The sequence below is a fragment of the Pseudomonas sp. FH1 genome (genome assembly GCF_000510895.2).
Lineage (GTDB): Bacteria > Pseudomonadota > Gammaproteobacteria > Pseudomonadales > Pseudomonadaceae > Aquipseudomonas > Aquipseudomonas azotoformans_A.
Window position 1 is genome coordinate 1 of record NZ_AOHM01000003.1, and the last position, 15,446, is coordinate 15,446.

The 15,446-nt window shown below is 61.4% G+C and carries 10 protein-coding genes and 1 pseudogene; 7 read left to right on the forward strand and 4 right to left on the reverse strand.

Annotated features, from left to right (window positions below):
* Positions 1–144 precede the first annotated feature (144 nt).
* Entirely contained in the window at positions 145–2,163 is a 2,019-nt protein-coding gene (locus H096_RS01220) for a TonB-dependent receptor (protein WP_033896365.1), read from the reverse strand.
* Between the two features lie 142 nt (positions 2,164–2,305).
* On the opposite strand from H096_RS01220, the gene H096_RS01225 reads away from it, so the two are divergent.
* Positions 2,306–2,539 (forward strand): VF530 family protein, encoded by a 234-nt coding sequence (locus H096_RS01225; RefSeq protein WP_016977534.1) that lies wholly within the window; start codon positions 2,306–2,308, stop codon positions 2,537–2,539.
* 4 nt (positions 2,540–2,543) lie between these two features.
* On the forward strand, positions 2,544–3,167 hold the full coding sequence (locus tag H096_RS01230; protein ID WP_033896366.1) for a Pr6Pr family membrane protein: 624 nt from the start codon (positions 2,544–2,546) through the stop codon (positions 3,165–3,167).
* On the opposite strand, the gene H096_RS01235 is transcribed toward H096_RS01230, so the two are convergent.
* Positions 3,168–3,935, reverse strand: coding sequence for a siderophore-interacting protein (locus tag H096_RS01235; protein WP_033896367.1), 768 nt, complete (start codon positions 3,933–3,935; stop codon positions 3,168–3,170).
* Positions 3,932–4,453, reverse strand: a complete 522-nt coding sequence (locus H096_RS01240) for a PadR family transcriptional regulator (protein WP_033896368.1) — start codon at positions 4,451–4,453, stop codon at positions 3,932–3,934. The genes H096_RS01235 and H096_RS01240 overlap by 4 nt, the downstream gene beginning before the upstream one ends.
* A 475-nt stretch (positions 4,454–4,928) precedes the next feature.
* Between H096_RS01240 and H096_RS01245 the strand changes: the two genes are divergently transcribed.
* The 5 genes and pseudogenes from H096_RS01245 to H096_RS01265 all read left to right on the forward strand — a co-directional run bounded on the left by H096_RS01245 (position 4,929) and on the right by H096_RS01265 (position 10,564).
* On the forward strand, positions 4,929–5,417 hold the full coding sequence (locus tag H096_RS01245; RefSeq protein ID WP_033896369.1) for a CS1 type fimbrial major subunit: 489 nt from the start codon (positions 4,929–4,931) through the stop codon (positions 5,415–5,417).
* 129 nt (positions 5,418–5,546) lie between these two features.
* Positions 5,547–8,070 (forward strand): annotated as a pseudogene (locus tag H096_RS01250) (CS1-pili formation C-terminal domain-containing protein).
* A 5-nt stretch (positions 8,071–8,075) separates the two neighbouring features.
* On the forward strand, positions 8,076–9,311 hold the full coding sequence (locus H096_RS01255; protein WP_241495473.1) for a hypothetical protein: 1,236 nt from the start codon (positions 8,076–8,078) through the stop codon (positions 9,309–9,311).
* Between the two features lie 25 nt (positions 9,312–9,336).
* Positions 9,337–10,077 (forward strand): pilus assembly protein, encoded by a 741-nt coding sequence (locus H096_RS01260; RefSeq protein WP_033896370.1) that lies wholly within the window; start codon positions 9,337–9,339, stop codon positions 10,075–10,077.
* 4 nt (positions 10,078–10,081) lie between these two features.
* Positions 10,082–10,564, forward strand: coding sequence for a CS1 type fimbrial major subunit (locus H096_RS01265; protein ID WP_033896371.1), 483 nt, complete (start codon positions 10,082–10,084; stop codon positions 10,562–10,564).
* Between the two features lie 16 nt (positions 10,565–10,580).
* Here H096_RS01265 and H096_RS01270 read toward each other — a convergent pair whose 3' ends face one another.
* Positions 10,581–15,410: an NEL-type E3 ubiquitin ligase domain-containing protein gene (locus H096_RS01270; protein ID WP_033896372.1), complete on the reverse strand. Its 4,830-nt coding sequence runs from the start codon at positions 15,408–15,410 to the stop codon at positions 10,581–10,583.
* Positions 15,411–15,446 lie beyond the last annotated feature (36 nt).

Consider the following 15,446-nt stretch of genomic DNA (forward strand, 5'->3'; position numbering starts at 1 on the left):
CTGAGTTTAAGAGATCTTGAAGACACAAGCTGGCTTGCCTGCGATAGCATCACCTCGGTATTACTGAAACACCGAGGTGGCCGCATCGCAGGCAAGCCAGCTCCCACATAAATCCGGTTCCCGCAGAGGGAGTGATGGTGTGGGTTAGAAGGTAGTACGAATGCCGAACTGCACACTCCGCCCCGGCGCCGGCGCAATATCCCGCAGGATCGAGCTGGCATACCGTACGGTCTGGTTGGTCAGGTTTTCACCGTTCACAAACGCCAACCACTGGCTGCCACCCATGTTGAAGCGATAACCCGCGCTCGCCCCCAAGGTGGTGTAGCCATCGGTGCCGCTCTCGTTATCCGGCACACGGCCTTGGCCTGCCGCATGTTCCACGTCGATGCGTGCCTGCCAGCGGTCCAGTTCCCACAGCAAGCCGCTGTTCAAGCGCAGCGGCGCAATACGCGGCAAGGCTTCGCCGGTGTCCAGGTTGGTGGCACGGGTGTAGTCGCCCGACAGTTCCAAGGCAAACTTGCCGTAGGCGCTTTCGCCAAGCTTCCAGTGATCCTGGGCTTCAAAACCGGCGAAACGGGCGCGCACGCCGGAGTATTTGTACTCGGGGATGCCGCCGGCGTCTTCTTCACCTTCATCGTTCAGCGTGCGACCGCTGCCCAACAGGCCGATGTAATTGGAGAAGCGGCTGTAGAACACGCCGAAGCTGCCCTTGTGAGTGCCGTTGTCAAAGCGCAGCGCCAGGTCGCTGGACACGGCTTTTTCTTTCTTCAGGTTGGCATCGCCCAGCTCGTAGGTGCCGGTGGCAACGTGGGCGCCGTTGGCATACAGCTCGTAGAAGGTCGGCGCGCGTTCGGTGTAGCCCAGGGTCGCGGCCAGGGACCAGACCGGCGTGAGGGTGTAGACCGCGCCGGAAGACAGGCTGCCGGCGGTGAAGTCGTTGGATTTTTCGGCCCCTGCAAAACGTGCGTTGCCCTTGGCATCCGGGTCGACGCTGGTGTGTTCCAGGCGTCCGCCGAGGCTGAGTTTCAGGCGTTCGGTGGCCTGCATTTCTTCGAGGATGAACAGCGCGCCAGCCGTGGTGTCGGTCTGCGGTACAAAGGCTTCTTCACCGAGGGCCGAGAATTCATTGCGGGTGACTTGGGCACCGACCACGCCATCGAGCGGGCCAATCGGCTGATGACGGGCTTCAACGCGGGCTTCATAACCCTTGTTCTTGAAGATCGTGCCGGTTTCGCCGCCTTCGATTTCGCGGTGTTCGTAGTCGGTGTAACCCGCGTCGAGTTTCACCGAGGTAAACGGGCCTTGCAGGTTGCGAATCTCCGAGGCGAAGGCGTAGTGATCCTGCTTCATGCGGATGCGCACGTCCTGCTCGGCCGGGGAGCCGTAGTTCGCGTCGTAATTGCTGTAGGACAAACCAGCATAACCGTCGTCCCAGGTGTAGGAACCGCCCACGGCACCGCCGTCCTGGCGCCCATCGCTGTTACCCAGACGGCCGTTTTTACCCGGTGCGTCGTCGCTTTCTGGTGCGTGACGGCTGCGGGCCTGGCCGGGGATTTTCAGGTCGTTGAATTCCCGCGCATTCGCATCCAGGTGCAAGGCAAAGGTGCCGTTGCCGGCTTCCAGCCTGCCCGCGCTGCTGCGGGCGGTGTCGGCGCCGCCGTAGCGCAGTTCACCGGCACCGTGGATGCCTTCGATGGCTTCGGTCGGGATGCGGTTGTCGAAGGTGTTGACCACACCGCCGATGGCGCTGCCGCCGTACAACAACGCGGCTGGGCCGCGCACGATTTCAATGCGGTCGACGTTGACCGGGTCCAGCGGCACTGCGTGGTCGTAGGACAGCGACGACGCATCCAGCGCGCCCACACCATTGCGCAGAATACGAATGCGGTCGCCGTCCTGGCCCCGGATGATCGGCCGGCTGGCGCCTGGGCCAAAGTACGAAGAGGACACACCCGGCTGCTTGTTGAGGGTCTCGCCGAGGCTGCCTTTTTGTTGCAGGGTCAGGTCATCGCCTTCCAGCACGGTGGTGGGCGAGGCGAGCTGTTCGCTGCCCAACGGGTTGCCGGTGATGACTTGGGGTTGCAGCTCAAGCGCGTGGGCTTCGGAGCCAATCAACAGGGCCGCGGCAAGCGGGGACAAGCGCCAGAGAGAAGAGAGGGACATCGGACACATTCCTTGGCAAAACGACTAAAAGATTTGAAAGTTATAGTTACAATATAACATCTCTTTTTCGTTGAGAACGGGAACTTTTTTCTTCGTGCTAAAGTGAGCGGCTGTATTTCTACTTTTTTGCAAAAGGCCTGGCATGACCGCGACAAGCAACGACCCACTTCACGGCGTGACCCTGCAACACGTCCTCACCACTCTGGTGGAACACTACGAATGGGAAGGCCTGGCCGAGCGCATTGATGTCCGCTGTTTCAAGAGCGACCCCAGCATCAAGTCGAGCCTCACGTTCCTGCGCAAAACTCCGTGGGCGCGGGAGAAAGTCGAAGGTCTGTACGTAAAACTGATGCGCACCAAACGCCCGCTGGATTGATTCGATGAAGCGGTTCGTGGCAGCAGCGGCGCTGGCCGGTTGGGCGGGGTTGGCGATCCAGCAATACCTGATTTTCTATTCGCGCTGGGAATCAGGTGCCAGCCTGTTGGGCGGGTTGATCAACTTTTTCAGCTTCTTCACCGTGCTCACCAACACCCTGACGGTGGTGGTGTTGAGCTATGCGCTGGTGAAACGTGATTCCCCTGCGAAGCGGTTTTTCCTTGCGCCGGTAATCTGCAGTGGCATCGCCGTGAGCATCCTGGTGGTAGGCCTGGCGTACAACCTGCTGCTGCGCCATTTGTGGCAGCCCGAAGGCTTCCAGTTCATCGCCGATGAGTTGCTGCACGACGTGATGCCGGTGCTGTTTTTCATCTACTGGTGGCGGTGTGTGCCCAAGGGCGATTTACGCTTGAAGCACATCGGCGGTTGGGTGATTTACCCGCTGGTGTACTTCGCTTACGCACTGCTGCGGGGGGATCTGCTCGGGCAGTATCAGTACCCTTTCATTGACGTGAGCACCCTCGGCTATCCACAGGTGTTTGTGAATGCCGGGGGGATTCTGATGGGGTTTGTGCTGATCGCGTTGGCGGTGGTGGGGCTGGATACGCTGATCAAGCCCCGGCGCTGATCATTCCTCTTCGCCGCCTTCGGCACGCCAGTAACCCACGGCCTTGAGGTAGTCCTCATTGACCTGGTGCGTGTCCAGCAGCACACGGCGAACACGGCGCGACAACTTGGTTTCAGTGGCGACGAAGCTGTACAGCGAACCACTCGGCAGCGTCAGTTTCTGCACGGTGTCGAGCAGGTCGTCCTGGCCACGGATCACCCAGGTCACTTCAACATCGGCAGCGCTTTGCAGCGGCTGCTTTTCTTGCGCATTGGCGATCTCAATTACCGCCAGCACCTTACGCCCCGCCGACAACTCTTCCAGGCGTCGAGCAATGGCCGGCAGGGCGGTTTCATCGCCGATCAGCAAGTAGCTGTCGAAGATATCCGGCACGATCAACGAGCCCCTTGGCCCGCCGATGTACAGGTGCTGGCCGACCTGCACTTGTTCGGCCCAAGTGGATGCAGGGCCATCGCCGTGCAGCACGAAGTCGATATCCAGTTCGCCGATGCTGAGGTCAAAGCGACGCGGCGTGTAGTCGCGCATGGCCGGTTGCGGGCCGTCGCCCTTGATGGTGAATGTCGGACTTTCCAGTGCAGCCTGCTCGGCGGCGTTCTGTGGGAACAGCAGCTTGATGTGATCGTCGGCCCCCAGGCTGACAAACCCCGCCAGCTCAGGCCCGCCCAGGGTGATGCGGCGCATGCGAGGTGTGATGTCGACCACCCGCAGCACTTGCAGGCGGCGGCGTTTGATTTCGTGGGTAACGCGATGGATGGCTTGAGTATTCATTGGTCTTTCCCGTCGGCAATGGCTTGAGCGGTGCGATTGAGCAGCGCCGCGACACGAACGATTTCTTCCGGGCTCCAGCGCCCGTGGTGCGAGTGCAGGGCATGACGCAGGTTGTGCACCGCCTCGTGGATCTCCGGTGGGCGGTCATGACCGCGCAGTGAACGCTTGCTCACGTCGATGCGCATGCGTACGCCGTCCAGGGCGACCGCTTGCTCGCTTAAGAAGAGACGACCGGCGTCGGTGATTGTGTAGCGTTTTTTTCCGCCATCGGCGTCGCCCTGGATCAAATCGCTTTCTTCCAGGAAGGTCAGGGTCGGGTAGATCACGCCGGGGCTGGGGGTGTACGCGCCATCGAACAGGCTTTCGATCTGGCGGATCAAGTCGTAGCCGTGGCAAGGCTGTTCGGCGATCAGCGCCGGCAGCAGCAGTTTCAAATCGCCGGGTGCAAATACCCGGGGGCCGCGACCGCGGCCGGAGCGCGGGTCAAAACCGTCGCGCGGATGAGGATGGTCTCGCATGGGTAGGCGCCTCTGTGTGTCTAGATATAACGTAAGATATATCTTATAGGGCTGGCAAGAGCGCCCGACGGACGGCACGTCGTCTCGCAGGTGTTCGCGCATGACGGCGAGATAAACTAGAGCAACTACTCAAGTTAAGCATTAAGTGGGTTAAGTCTAATAAATGCAGTTGTTTTTTATTGGGTGTAATCATATTCTTACGAATAAGAATGCAACTAAGACATTCTCATTTAGTCTCGCGTAGTCGATGTCTTACGGCTATGTTTTAAGTTTTGGAAAAATGCCATAGCTTTCCTGTCAGTTGTAGTGTTACAAGGCTGCGAAACTAAGTGAATTCGCCTGCTTACTTTAAATAACGTGAGCTGGATACTTGCCTGGCGTTGAACAAGTCGCCGACTTGCAATGCAAATAGTTGGAAAATATGTCGTTTTTCAACTGCTTCTAAGAACCCCTCTTTAGATGACAGGTAATCACCATGTTCAAGACACTCGCCGTAGCTGTCCCCTTCGTTGCGGCCGCCCTGAGTTCCTCCATCACCATCGCTGCCGATGACGCACGTTCGCCCATCAGCATCACGGCCGACATTCCAACCAAGCAGTTCCACGCCCAGCCTCGTGACCCGAACTTCGGTAAAGACGAGACCATGAACTACAACCCTGTCAGCGGTGAACTCAGTTCCCTGCGGGCAACCTTCGATGTGAAAAACACCGACGGTTCGGTCAATGCCTACATCGAAGGCGGCCCAACCGCCGCTGCGCTGTACAACGGTTCGGACAGCATTGCCCTGACCAACACCTTCAACGGTGTGGTCCTGACCGGCACTTCGCAGGAAATGGTCGATGATCCGCAGTCCACGCCCGGCACCCAGGCTGACCTGGTGATCGCACCGGCTCGCCCGGCAGACACCCAGAACGGCCTGTACACCGCCAGCTACACCGTGATCTTCGACGCAGTACCACGTTGATTCCAGCGGGTGTGTAACCCCCAGGCCACCCTGGCCATGGGGGTATGAAAAGACCGGCCGGCGCCTTCCTCCTCGAACGCCGGCCTGGTTCAACCGTCCCGACTGTCCGTACCGACGAGTATTCCGTCCATGTTTTCGATGACGCCAATTGCGGGCGCGCTTGCGCTCTTGCTGTGCGCCACTGCGCTGGCCGCGCCAGCGACCCCCGGCACCACGCCCGGCAGTCTGTTATCTCAGTCCAAGGGACTGCCAGAAGATTTTGAACAACACTTTTTCGATGTGCCATTGCCAGTGCGCGTGGAACTGGATCAACAGTTCCTGGGCGAAGCCATGATTGTATTAGGACGCGATGATCGTATTACCCTGTTGCAATTCAATGATATCGGCGATAGCCCCGTCTCTGCCACCACCCGTGCAACTTTGGAGCAACTTCTGCAACAAGGCCTGCTGCTGGGAAGTTGCCAACAAAGTTGCCCGTCGCAACTGTTGGCCGTGCACTACAGCCTGGAAAAACTCACTGGTGTCGATTCTCACCGAGAACGTTGAGCGCAACGCCCAGATCAAACAGTTTTATGATCAACCGGACACCAGCAGTCTTGGCCTGATCGTCAATAACCAATTGAACGTTACCGGTGGCGAGAACGAAGCGGTCGGCGGACGTTACGGCGTCGTCGCCAGTTCCAGTCTCGGTAACTGGAGCCAGGCGATGAACCTGCAGTTGTCCCGTATCGGTGGCACCGCCACCACTCTGTACCATGCGATACACGAGCTTTATACCCAGCGCGAACTGGAAGGCAACTTCGTGCGCCTGGGCTATTTCACTCCCGGCTCCAACGGCCTCACCCGGCAGATCCGCTCGTTCGGCGCCAACCCCGACACCGCCATGGGGCTGATGTACGGCAGTTCCGACAGCCTGGTGATCAACAACCCCAAGCCCAGCGTGTACCCGGTGTATGTCACCGCCAGCCGCCAGGCCTCGGTGGAAATCTACCGTGCCGGCCTGCTGATCAATACGCAGCCGGTCGCCGCGGGCCTGCAAACCCTGGATACGCGGCCCTTGCCCGGCGGTATCTACGAAGTGGAAGTGCGCCTGATCGAAGATGGCCTCACCACATCCACCACCCAGGAGCTGATCTACAAGCCCAACAACTGGCGCAACCTCGACGAGCGCTGGCGCTATAACACTTTTGTCGGGCGCGAAAGCAAACTGCTGAGCAACTGGGACGAGCAGTCCAGCGGTTTCCTGACCTACGGCGCCGGCCTCAATTACTTGGCGCACCCACGGGTGATCCTCGGCCTGTCCACGCGCAAAGTGCGCGAAGCCATGCAATACGGCACCTCCATCGACTGGACCCTGGGCAACAGCCTCAGCCTGTATGCCAACGTCTACCAGACCCAGGACCACGGCACCGGCCTGGACCTGCAAACCCTGTATAGCTATGGCGCCGGCAGCGTGGTGTTCAGCCACAACCGCAGCTGGCTCGACACCACCAACACCTATGACGTGCTGCCGGACGGTACGCGCGTGCGTCAGCGCAACGTGTTTATCGGCCAGACCAGTAATACGTCGTTGTCCCTTAACCATCGCTTGAGCAACACGAGTTCGATCAACTCGCGGTTGTCCTACAGCCAAGGCAACATCGAGGGGATCGGTCTCGACCTCGGTTGGACCGAGCGCGGCTTGCTCTTTGGCAGCGATGCCAACTGGCGCCTGTCGCTGTTCGACCGGCCCGCTACTGCCAGCACCGGTGACAACCGCAACCGTGGCGTCGACCTCAGTGTCAGCGTGGCCCTCGGTTCACCGGGCGAGCAGTGGTCGGCCAGCATCGGCACCCGCACCGCACGCGATGGTACCCGCGACCATAACGGCTCGCTCACCTATACCAAGACCCTTGAAGACCACCTGCTGCAAAGCGTCTCCGGCACGGTACTGGCCGATACCTATGGCGTAGGTTTGTCCGGTCGCGCCAGCTTTCAGAATGATGCGCTCTACGGTGACACCTACGCACAGCGGTCGTCCTTCAACGGTCGCCTGTCCGGTGGCCTGAACCTCAGCAGCACCGTGGCGGTGGGCGGCGGCGCGGTGCTGCTGAGCAGCCAGCCCCAAGGCGGCGGGGCAGGGATGATCGTGGACGTCGAAACCGACGTCGACGACATCACTCTGCGCGCCGATGACTTGACCGGCGGCAGCACACGCCTGCGACCGGGGCGCAACTTTGTGCCGATCACCGCTTACAAGAACAGCACCCTCGCGTTCGACTTCGACGGCAACCACCCGCCGGCCGCCAACATTCAGCCGCCACGCAGCAACTACCACCTGAACAAGGGCGGCGTGGAGTACCGCAAGGTCAGCGTCATGAAGACCGTGACCGTGCTCGGGCGGCTGGTGGATGAAACCGGCCAGCCGCTGCGGGGCCACCAGGTGATCAACCACGCCAGCCGTGCGGTGAGCGAAGTGGACGGTTTCTTCTCGATGGAAATGACGGCCGGCGCGCCGACCCTGGAAGTGCGCTATGCCAACCAGCTGTTGTGCCAATTCCGGCTCGCCCCGAGTAATACGCGACAGGAGAGTGATGTGTTGATGATTGGGGATTTACGTTGTACGCCGGACACCTTGGCGGAAAACATTTCCAACCTGGCAACAGCAGGGTGAGCCGGATGACTGTAGTCAAGGTATCGCGGGGCGCGGGAAAAACCGCACTGTATGTCATGGGCTTGTGGGCGTGCCTGACGGCAGGAGCCGCCCAGGCGCTTGTTCAAGAGATCACTGCGCAATTTCGCCCAGACCCGTCCAACCCGATGGTCAACCGGTTCAAGAACACCACCCCGGAAAGCGGCATCTGCCCTTGGCATATTCCTGAGAGGTGCAAGCAGTTGGGGATTTTCAGTATTCGGACCACGGCTATTCAGTTCAACTCCAACGGCCCAATTCTGGGCAATCACACAGACCCGCGTAAAGGCGCGATGTTCAAGGTGCCTACTGAATGGCGGGACTTGGCGGTGACCAATACGGTGACGGCGAAAACTGAAACGCTGCAAGTCAGAATTGCGGGCATTGGGGGTAAGTACGTGTTGCCAGTCTCAGACCGGTGGCTTTGGCTCTACGGCACTGGTGGGTGGCAATACGCTATTAGCCCTTGCTTGCCCACAGGCTACGCGATGGGCAACGATCGATATTTGTTGTGGTCGTGGATTACGCCGGTCGGCATCGGTGCCTGCGCAGTACCTGCGGCCAAAGACATTTCAACTCTGTTTTACGAAACGTTCGAGTATTCGTATGAGCTGAAGACCCCCAACCCGTTGAAAATGGACGCTGGCCAATACGTTGGCACCACCACCTACACCATCGGGCCGGGCGCGGATTTTGATTTCGGCGACATCATGATCCCGACCGACGACACCCTGACCTTCAACTTCACCCTGGATGTGGACCACCATCTCAAGGTCGAAGTCCCCCCCGGCGGCAACCGCATCCTGCTGGAGCCCCAAGGCGGCTGGCAGGCCTGGCTGCAAAACGGGCGAAAACCCAGCCGCTTGTTCCGCGACCAAGCCATCAACCTGTGGACCAGTTCGGCCTTCAAGATGACCCTCGAATGCCCCGAGCCCCTGGGCAACACCTGCAGCGTGCGCAATGCGGCAGGCGTGCAGGTGCCGTTGGACATTTCGGTGACGCTGCCCAATGGCATGAGCGACGCCGCAGGGCGCCCGGTCAACCGCCTGCCGTTGCGGCTCGATGGCAGCGGCACGGAGCTGTTCCAGCCCACGCACTACATTGACCGCAAACCCAGCACCCTGCATTTCGAAATCAAGGCCGACGCTGTCGAGCAGATGCTCGACCACCCCGGCAGCACCTTCTCCGGCACCGTCACCGTGGTCTGGGATTCACAAGTTTGAAGCGCTTTTACATGAGGTTGAGTGAATGAAACGTTTGTTGATGCTGTGCGCCTTGTCGCTGTGTTCCCTCGGCGCCCTGGCCGGCCCGCAGATCAATGTGGGGGTGGTGTACGACTACCTCGCTGGCGATAAAAGTACCTACATGAAGCGGGTGTTCAACGGCGGCACGTCCACCGCGTTCGTCAAGGTCAATATCCTCGAGATGATCTACGACGACGATGGCACTTACCGCGAAGTGCCCCTGCAAAACCAGGCCGGCGCCACCGCCCGCGATGGCTTGATGGCCAGCCCGGCCCGGCTGATCGTGCCGGCCAACGGCACTCAGGGCACACGGCTGCTGTTCATGGGCAACCGCGATAAAGAGCGTTATTTCCGCGTACGTTTTGTGCCGGTGGTGCCCCAGGCTGAGGATGACTTTGCCGTCACCGCAGACGAACGTGCTGAATATAAGGAAAGCCTCGCGGCCGGCGTTCGCGTGCTGGCGGGCTACGGCACGGTATTTTTCGTGCGACCGAAGCACACGCAGTTCAACACCCAACTGCAGGACGACGGCAAGCGCTACACCCTGCGCAACGACGGCAACAGCGTGGTGGTGGTCGATGAATTCAAGGACTGCGCCGCCGCGTCGCCGCAAGACTGCCGGCCGACTATTCGCCATCACATCCGCGCCGAGCGCTCCTACGGTTTTGACAAACAACCTGGCCGTGAATACCGCTTCAGCCTGATCGAAGGCGACGCAACCCGCAAAATCGAGGTCAAGGGGTGAAGCCATGTACAGAATAATTGCGCTGGTGGTGTTGGTGATTGTGCTGGTGTTGTCGATGTCCCAGTTGGAGGCCGCGGTCGAGCGCGAGACATTCGAGGTCTCGGTCACCATCCCCACCGCGGATTTCTACGTGCTGCCGGTTGACCCGCAACTGGTGCAGCGCGAGCAAGTGCTGGCGTACAACCCGGTGAGCTCGCAACTGGCAACCTTGCGCGCGCCGTTTGATGTAAAGAATGTCGGCGGGGCGATTGGTGCACGGCTGGAGCAGGCGGCGTACCTGTTCAATGGTACGGATCGCGTCGACCTGCGTGTGAAGTTCAATGATGTGGAGCTGGGCCTGACCCAAAGCGAAGTGGTGTCCACCGCCGATGCCCGGCCCGGCAAACGCGTGGGCCTGGAGATCGCTGCGATCAAGCCCGATGGCGATTACCGGCCGGGGCATTACTTCGGCACGGTGCATATGGTGTTTGATGCGCTTGCGCCTTGATGCTGTCTGCGATGTTTCATGAGGCGGGCCCGGTCTCGTAGACCTCCAACCGTTGCAACACCTGGCGTGTCATGCGCCGGGCGAGGGCCTGCTCGCTCGGCACGTCCTCGGTGAAGCCGGCAGCCAGGATGCATTCGTAGCTTTCGGCGCTCATCGGCTGGCCGCTGAGCACATCGGCGTGGGGCACGTTGAGCGCGTCGGCCAGAATCAGCAGGCGAGGTTGCAGGACGCTGCGTTCTTCGGTCCCCGCGCTGGCCCATTGGTTCTGGGCGAATAGCAGGTCGTCCAGCGGGTCGATCAGTGCGTTCGCACGTTCAAGGCTGGCCTGGAATTCGGCGGCATGGGTGTCGCGCAGATGGCGGTCCCACAATGGTTGCTCAAGCATGCCGTCCACCAGCCCATCTCCTGTTTCCAGGCGCATCACTTCGTCGAACGCATGATTGAGCCGGGTGAGGCTGACATCGGCGGTCGCGCGGTAACTCATGTGCGGCGACACCCAGGGCAGTTTCAGGCGTGCCTTCAAGCCGCTGTGATAGGCCAGATACACCTCTACTTCATCCACTGTACCCGGTTCGCCGTCGATCACGTCGGTGCTGAAACGCAACCCTTGGCCACCTTCGTCCCGCGGTTTGATCCGCTGCCGGATATCGTCCTTGGCCACCTGGTTGAGGCGATCCAGGCGTGACTTCCCCCTGGCCAGCTGGGCCAGCTTCAAGGACTTCAGCTCACCGCGCAGGTCGCGATTGATCTCCACCAGCTGCACCTCAAAGCCCATCGCGTTGAAGATGTGTGCGCCGGCATCGGCGCAGGTCACCGGGTTACTGGCCATCTGAAACAACCGTGCACGCAGCTCCGGGTCGCCATCCATCGCCAGCAGCATGCGCCAGACCCTGTCAGTCAAGTTGGCACGGCCGTGTTCATAGAGCTCGGCGTCATAGTCCTCTTCAACCAACGCCGAAGGCTCCAGGCTTTTGAACACTTCGAAAAAACCCTGGGAGCCGTGCTCTTCCTCGATGTCTTGCCACAGCTGCAACATCCAGGGCACATGCTCCTCACCTTCGTTCTGCAGCCAGAAGCTCGCATCGCCGCGCGGTGGGTAGCTGCGGTTTGGATCGAGGCCAGCCTCCAGGCGGTAACTGACCAGCAACTGCTCATTGGCCGGGCTCAGGTGGTTGCGATCCAGACGGGCGCGCGCCAGCACCCGGGCCTGGGCCTGCCAGGGCAAAAATTGCGGAAGGGTGTTGATCGGGGTGTTGCGCACATCCAGGAAAAAGTTGGCGGACCGTGGTTGGTCGAACAACCCCGCGGGCCATTCGCTGATCGCCGTGTTGTTCAACGACAAGGCTTCCAGGTGCGGCAAGCGGCTCAGGTCCGGTGCGCGGACAAGCTGGCGGTTATCACCCAGGAACAGCTGGCGTAAATGGGATCGGTTGGCGAGTTGTCGCAGGCTCCCGGCATCCCAGGCGATGGGATTGCTTTCCAGGTTCAGGTGCGTCAACGCGGGCATGTTTTGGATGGCTTGCGGCATCCGCGTCAGTTGATTGTCGCGCAGGTGCAGGCTTATCAGGTTGGGGAAGCTGTCGAGCAACGGCGTGTCGTTGTCCAGCAATTGGGTGTCGCTCAGTTCCAGATGCAGCACATGATCAAAGTTGGCGCGCAGGCGTAGATTGCCGAGCAGGCCCGTCAGGCGCACGCTTTGTATGCTCAGGCGCACCCCGATCTCGTCGCTGGCAAGGTGCTCCTCCCAGGTCCTGAGCAGCGCCTTGACCAGGTAGGCGCGCTGATGCGCCACGTCTGGCGGTTCGTTGATGGGCGCATCGGTGATCCAATTGCCGAGGTCATGTTGCAGCTCGGCTTTCTCGATCTCGCGCGCCTCGAAGCGCTGGCGTTGGAGCGGGTCGTCGAGGCTGCGCACGTAGGCGTCGATAAGGCTTTGTTTGGCGTAGGGGTAGAGTGCCTTGACCCGTTGTTCCAGAGTGCCGGGGAACAGGTCGCTGCGCCAGGCGGCCACGGGGTGCATGGGCGCTTGCACCAGTTGGCGCTGATCCTGGGGCGACAAGGCTTTGGTTTTCGGATCGGCCATGGTTGTGCGACGTGGTTCGGGCGCCAGCAATGTATCCATCACCCAATCTTTGAGGGCCGCGCCGTCGGCGCCTATTGCACCCCGTTTGGCAGCGGGTAGTGCGTGCAGCACGGCGTCGAAGAACTCCGTGGCGGGTTGCAGCAGTTGCTGGCGCTCATCGTAGACCTCATAGAACCCATTGGTTTTGCGCAGCAGGCGACGGTGGCGCGCCGGCTCTGGCCCGGCGCTCGCGCGGACGTTGGCGATGGGCGTGTGCTGGCGGATTTCGATTCGGCAATCTTCCAGGCTGTCGCTGTAGAGGCGCAGGGTGTTGAGCACCATTTGTTCGGTCTCGGGGCCGAGTAATTGTGGGTCGTAGAAACCCTGGTAGGCATGGGCGCCACGGGCCTGTAGCTGCAAGGCGCGGGCGAGGTTTTTCAGGCGCAGGGGCAGGCGTTTTTCAGTCGCCATGATCGCCAACTCTTGCTGATGCGCCTGGGCGAGCACGTGGCGAACCAGGCTTTTAGGCAGGTTGGGGCAGGTTTCGCGCACGCGCACGCCGTGCGCGGTGGTGAGGTCTTCACTGTGACGGTACAGGTAGTTGAACAATGCACCGCGGCGCGCGGCGAGATGGTCGGCGAGGCGATTGCGCAACGCATCGATTTGCGTGGCGCGGCCTTCGGGCAATGTGCCGAGCAGCGTTGTGAGCCTGGGCGGGTCGAGAAAATTCACCAAGCGTTCCGGCAGCTTGCCGAGGTTCAAATCCGCGCGGCTGATGAGCAGAGTGTGCACCGCCTCGGGGTCGCCGAAGCGCAGGGGCTCGCCGCTGAGGTCGGCGTCTTCGTACACCAGGATCGCCACATCGTACGGCCAGCCCGGCAGTTCGGTGGCAATGTGCGGGCTCCAGTAGGTGTCTTGGTCCACCGGTTCGCCGGCGCGCAGTTGCTCGGGCAGTTCGGCGGCCTGCTGGCTGAGGCGTACGCGCTTGAGCGTGTCGTCCAGCAGCGGCGCCGCCAGGTTATCGGCCTGCACGGCGCGCAGGGCGCCATGGTCGAGGCCACTGGTGCGCAGGATCTGTTGATGCTGTGCATCGGTGAACGGGCCGAGTGCCTGCAAGCGGCGCTCGTCGTTCCAGGCGCGGGGGCTGTCGTCGTGGCGGATCGACGGCGTATAGGCGTCTGAGCGGGTCGGGTGCTGGATGAGATGGTCGCCGCTAGCGGCATCGAACTTGACTGCGTAGTGCTGGCCTTCAAGGGGCAGGATCTTTTGCCCGGCATAGGTGTGGAGGCCCAGGGCGTCGGGCGTTGAGTCGGCGGGCAGTTGGAGGTTTTGCCGGTAGGGCGTCGGGTCGGGGTTCCACAGGCGTGTCTTGCCATTGACTTCGACCGGGCGCAGGCCATCGACGAACACCGAGCGCGCCAGCTCGCCGCCGACGCCAAACGCTGCCAGTTGCACCACGTCGCTGACCACGCCCACCAAATGCCCGGCGGCTTCCATCGCCTGGCCCTCGGCGAGGTCGACCACGCCTTCCACCAGCTCATCCAGTAATTGGTAGGCGGTGTAGGCCAGCATCGCTTCGCCGAGCAGCGGCACGAACGGAGTTGCCACCAGCAGTGCCACGTTGAGCAGGCCTTCGAGGGTTTGTGTGAGGGCGTCCCACCAGGCCCAGCGCGCTCGGCTGTCGGCCACTGCGGTGGCGACGGCGAGGTCGCGGCCATCGTTGAGGATTTTGTTCAGCGCGGCCCGGTACAGCTGCGGCCACAGGTCGCCGTCGATGCGGGCCGCGACAAGGGTCGGGTGCTGTTGCAGGCCACTGAAAAAGCGCGGGCGTTGCGAGTGGTCGACGAACTGGCTGAAGAACTGGCAGTAGGTGGAATCTTTCAACCGGTCGAGCAGTGCATCACGAAGTGCCGCGGTGCTGGGGTATTGCCGGATCGCGCCGTTGGGGTCATGGGGGATGTACGCCAGCACGGACACCACCGTCGTGGCCTGGTCGAGGTCGGCGGCGATCAGCAGGATGCCGGTGAGCAGTGTGTCCAGCATGCGCAGCCGATAAAACTGCATCAGCCCGCGCTCGCCTTTTACCGTGCGTTGCAGCACGTGAAAGGTATCGGCGGTGATATCTCCGTGCAGTAACGCCAAGTGAGCGGCGCTATCGAGGGCGGCTTGCTGGCTCGCGATCACTTGGGGTTGCAGCGCCGTATTGTCGAGCAGGTGGTGTTGCAGGTGGCGTGCGTACTGCGCACCCAGGTCCACGTCGCGGCACAGGGCGACGAACTGCGCAATGCTCATGCGCGCATCATGGGCCAAGGGCTCGAAATGGCCGCGCGCGTCGGGGCGGGTGATGTAGCGCGAGTCGTCGGTGAAGGTCTCGCCGTGGGCGAAGTTCTGCAAGGCGGCGTCCAGCAATGACAGGGTGCGGCTGGTGGTGCCCGTGATCGATCCGCCTTGGGTTTTTACCAGAAACAGATAGGTGGCGCGCACGTCGAGTTCGAGCCCGTGGCGCTTGAGCAAGGCCTGGCTGAGCAAGGGTTGGGCAAAGGCGTAAACGTCTTGCAGGTCTTTGAGCTGCCGGTCGACGCTGTTCTGCGTGGCCCAGGCCCGGGCATTGGCCGCCTTGAGCGGGGCATGGTCGTGGTCGGTGGCACGCAACAGCGCCGGCACCTGCGCCAGCGGGGCCTGGCCCAGCGCCTGCGCACGTGGCCAGGCGGTGGATGCGAGCCAGTCGGGCAGGTTGCGTTTGATCAGTGAGTAGTGCGGGCCGTTGTGCGGGGGAGCAGGCATGGCGGATGACCTTGTGTCGTGGACAAGGCCATCAGC

Coding starts and splice junctions, on each gene's coding strand:
- H096_RS01260 (WP_033896370.1), top strand. CDS start 9,337: ATGAAACGTTTGTTGATGCTGTGCGCCTTGTCGCTGTGTTCCCTCGGC.
- H096_RS01235 (WP_033896367.1), bottom strand. CDS start 3,935: ATGAATACTCAAGCCATCCATCGCGTTACCCACGAAATCAAACGCCGC.
- H096_RS01255 (WP_241495473.1), top strand. CDS start 8,076: ATGACTGTAGTCAAGGTATCGCGGGGCGCGGGAAAAACCGCACTGTAT.
- H096_RS01245 (WP_033896369.1), top strand. CDS start 4,929: ATGTTCAAGACACTCGCCGTAGCTGTCCCCTTCGTTGCGGCCGCCCTG.
- H096_RS01220 (WP_033896365.1), bottom strand. CDS start 2,163: ATGTCCCTCTCTTCTCTCTGGCGCTTGTCCCCGCTTGCCGCGGCCCTG.
- H096_RS01240 (WP_033896368.1), bottom strand. CDS start 4,453: ATGCGAGACCATCCTCATCCGCGCGACGGTTTTGACCCGCGCTCCGGC.
- H096_RS01225 (WP_016977534.1), top strand. CDS start 2,306: ATGACCGCGACAAGCAACGACCCACTTCACGGCGTGACCCTGCAACAC.
- H096_RS01265 (WP_033896371.1), top strand. CDS start 10,082: ATGTACAGAATAATTGCGCTGGTGGTGTTGGTGATTGTGCTGGTGTTG.
- H096_RS01270 (WP_033896372.1), bottom strand. CDS start 15,410: ATGCCTGCTCCCCCGCACAACGGCCCGCACTACTCACTGATCAAACGC.
- H096_RS01230 (WP_033896366.1), top strand. CDS start 2,544: ATGAAGCGGTTCGTGGCAGCAGCGGCGCTGGCCGGTTGGGCGGGGTTG.